The organism is Nocardia sp. NPDC060220 (genome assembly GCF_042727815.1).
Lineage (GTDB): Bacteria > Actinomycetota > Actinomycetes > Mycobacteriales > Mycobacteriaceae > Nocardia.
This window is the reverse complement of sequence record NZ_JBHWZY010001258.1, coordinates 1-1,443: the sequence shown is the minus strand read 5'-3', so window position 1 is coordinate 1,443 and position 1,443 is coordinate 1. Positions and strand designations below refer to the sequence as shown.

The 1,443-nt window shown below is 67.2% G+C and carries 1 protein-coding gene; it reads right to left on the bottom strand.

Annotated features, from left to right (window positions below):
- Nucleotides 1-142 precede the first annotated feature (142 nt).
- The coding region (locus ACFWF3_RS35845) for a polyribonucleotide nucleotidyltransferase (protein WP_379318602.1) at nt 143-1,443 on the bottom strand (1,301 nt) is incomplete at its 5' end.

The following is a 1,443-nucleotide window of genomic DNA, read 5'->3' as shown; positions in this document are numbered from 1 at the left end:
CATTCCGGCCCGGAATTGGCCCCGGGACATGGCTCAAGGCCGTTCCGTCCGGGCCCGATTGACGGAAGCGGAACTTCCGCCGAGGCGTGCCGAACCCCCGCCGTGCAACGGCGGGGGTTTCGGCAGTCAGCAGCAGTAACGCCTACTCGGCGTCGGTGCTCTCCTCGACGGCGGCCGGCTCAGCGGCAGCGGCCTCGTCCTCGACCGGGACGAGCGAGATCTTGCCGCGGTTGTCGATATCGGCGATCTCCACACGCAGCTTGTCGCCGACGTTGACCACGTCTTCGACCTTGGCCACACGCTTGCCGTTGCCCAGCTTGGAGATGTGCACCAGACCGTCGCGGCCCGGCAGGAGCGACACGAACGCACCGAAGGCGGTGGTCTTGACGACCGTGCCCAGGAAACGCTCGCCGACCTTGGGCAGCTGCGGGTTGGCGATGGCGTTGATCATGTCGATCGCGGCCTGGGCCGACGGCCCATCGGTCGCACCGACGAACACGGTGCCGTCATCTTCGATGGAGATGTTGGCGCCGGTTTCCTCGGTGATCTGGTTGATCATCTTGCCCTTGGGCCCGATGACCTCGCCGATCTTGTCGACCGGGATCTTGATGGCCGTCACGCGCGGGGCGTAGGGGCTCATCTCGTCGGGGTCGGTGATGGCCTCGGCCATCACGTCCAGGATGGTGGTGCGGGCGTCGTGCGCCTGGTTCAGCGCACCGGCCAGCACCTGCGAGGGGATGCCGTCGAGCTTGGTGTCCAGCTGCAGGGCGGTGACGAAGTCACGGGTACCGGCAACCTTGAAGTCCATGTCGCCGAAGGCATCCTCGGCGCCGAGGATGTCGGTGAGCGCGACGTAGCGGACCTCGTCCTCACCCTTGTCGTTGGTGATGGTGTCGGAGACCAGGCCCATGGCGATACCCGCGACCGGCGCCTTCAGCGGCACACCGGCGTTGAGCAGCGACAGGGTCGAGGCACAGACCGAACCCATCGAGGTGGAGCCGTTGGAGCTCAGCGCCTCCGAGACCTGACGGATGGCGTAGGGGAACTCCTCCTGCGAGGGCAGCACCGGCATCAGCGCACGCTCGGCGAGCGCGCCGTGGCCGATCTCGCGACGCTTCGGCGAACCGACGCGACCGGTCTCGCCGGTGGAGAACGGCGGGAAGTTGTAGTGGTGCATGTAGCGCTTGGAGGTCTCCGGGCCGAGCGAGTCGACCTGCTGCGCCATCTTCACCATGTCGAGGGTGGTGACGCCCATGATCTGGGTCTCGCCACGCTCGAAGATCGCCGAACCGTGGGCGCGCGGGATCACGTCGACCTCGGCGGAGAGCTGACGGATGTCGGCCAGGCCACGGCCGTCGATGCGGAAACCGTCGGTGAGGATGCGCTGACGCACCAGCTTCTTGGTGACCGAGCGGAACGCGGCACCCAGTTCCTTCTCGCGAC